Origin of the sequence: Pseudomonas sp. KCJK9000, from assembly GCF_046230725.1 — a bacterium.
In the GTDB taxonomy this organism is placed as follows: Bacteria; Pseudomonadota; Gammaproteobacteria; order Pseudomonadales; family Pseudomonadaceae; genus Aquipseudomonas; species Aquipseudomonas promysalinigenes.
In genome coordinates this window covers 1-1,825 of the sequence record NZ_JBJJLN010000124.1, presented here as the reverse complement: position 1 = coordinate 1,825, position 1,825 = coordinate 1, and the positions used below count along the sequence as shown (strand labels likewise).

Here is a 1,825-nt window from a genome sequence, read left to right as displayed (position 1 = left end):
CGGAAGGTGAATTCAGTTTTACGGAGTTTCCGTGTTTGAGGTTGAGGTTTTGAGCGTCATGAATAAAAGTCAGAGCGTATGCCTACCTCAGAAAATTGATATGGTCGACTTGATAGCGCTTCAACCCCTCGTATGCCAGCCAAACCTGTACCAGATTTAATTTTTAATATCGCATAATTACGCCATTCCTCAGGAAGTCCTAACCACCAAGAAGGGCGCATGTAAGTGTTTTCAAGCTGTTCGAATGCAAGCTGTATCACTGCAGTTGATTTTTCCGAGTCAGATAGATTTTTAAAGGATTCGACAAATGCCGCCGGCGGCCCATCTTTTCTTCCCAACCAGCCAAAGGCTGCGACCGTTGTTCCATTTAATGTAGTGAGATTGAATGCAATCTGCTGAAACTCTGCACTACCTCTTCCAAGTTTCTGCAGTTGATTTCCATAAAAGTCTACTTCAGGATAGAAAGCTCCACTTGCGACTACTGGAAGAATTTTCGAGAATTCGACTGCGTAAACAGAAAAGTCTGAAAAATCTTTCCGGTGATAAGCACTGTCATAGCAATTTTTAAGGGACTCTAATTCAGCCAGGCCTCGTTTCATACCTACAGCATTATAGTGTAGGTGTTGTTGAATTGCGGCTTGTATTTCGAAAGGGGCACCAAAATCCATCTGTTGTTGAATCGGCACCGCTTGCAATGCAGCTCTCTTGGTATAGAGTTCATATGCAATGGCACGAAACGCTAAAAGAAAAATGCTTTCGGCTGATAATGACGAACTACAGTTCTCTATGGGGCGGAAAAGTGTCGTGTCATGATGATTGCAAAAGCCGTTAAAGGTAGATGCTCCACGAACACCATCCAGTATAGGGTCAATTCGGCCTTCATTGTCAAAAATCGCTTCGACGCCAGCCTTAACAGACATCACGTGACCGTCTTCCGCAACTTCAGCTAAGCCTCCTTTGCGCTGGATCGTATGAGCACGAATAATTTTCTGGCTGCAAGAATGAGTTCCCGCATCTGGATGGCAGCAATACCCTAGTGAGTACTTTTCGCGCATTTCATACAGCAGTCGGCCAATTTTTATAGGGGTACGCTTTTCACGGTCTTTGTGACACCACTTCCACTTTTTATCTGAGCCGCACCAACAAGGGTCGTAGGGGGGCATATTTTCAACTGGGTATATGCCCTTTGGCTTTAGGAACGGTGCTGATAGCGATGGATGAGGTGGTAACATAATATGCTGTCCAATACAGTTCGGTTGTGTGCTGAGCGTGGATATTCTAATGCCAGAAAAAATAGTGCCCTAGACAATTTTATTTAAAAGCTCATGAGTCAAACACTAGAGTGGCTCAATATAAAATTTACTTCTGTGCCTCTTGTCGAAATTAGCCCTCCGCTACGTGTAGTAATGATGCCGTTGCTGGTCTTCGCGAGCGCAAGCACATCGTTGATGTTCGATAATCCAGCAGTGTAATATCGTACATGCTCAATATCTAGCTATCAATTTAATAGTCGTCAAGCCATCCCGTCGCGGAGTTGAAATTTTCTTGGAGACGTGGTAGTAATAACCTGTCCGCGATGGAGGAAATTTGCCATGAGACCTTCGGATGCTATTAAAGACAAGCATGCTATTATCAGATTAATAGTTGATAAGCATGGGTTTAGCAATCCAAAAATATACGGCTCAGTGGTGCGGGGTGAGGATCATGAGGGGTCTGATCTTGATGTCTTGGTCGAGCGTGGAGCTGGGCGCTGCACCCTCATAACGATCGGTAGATTGTGTGAAGAGTTATCTGAGGTGCTAGGGGTAGCAGTAGACGTCAAGAC

The 1,825-nt window shown here is 44.7% G+C and carries 2 protein-coding genes; one reads left to right on the top strand and one right to left on the bottom strand.

Translation table 11 applies throughout. From position 1 onward, the window contains the following. Positions 1–56: 56 nt before the first annotated feature. On the bottom strand, positions 57–1,163 hold the full coding sequence (locus tag ACK59H_RS22880) for a zinc chelation protein SecC (protein WP_155500269.1): 1,107 nt from the start codon (positions 1,161–1,163) through the stop codon (positions 57–59). 429 nt (positions 1,164–1,592) lie between these two features. On the opposite strand from ACK59H_RS22880, the gene ACK59H_RS22875 reads away from it, so the two are divergent. Next, a partial coding sequence (locus ACK59H_RS22875) for a nucleotidyltransferase family protein (RefSeq protein ID WP_409264982.1) occupies positions 1,593–1,825 on the top strand: 233 nt, incomplete at its 3' end.

Excerpts from the sequence above, each read along its gene's own strand:
- ACK59H_RS22880 (WP_155500269.1), bottom strand. The coding sequence starts at position 1,163 with ATGCCCCCCTACGACCCTTGTTGGTGCGGCTCAGATAAAAAGTGGAAG.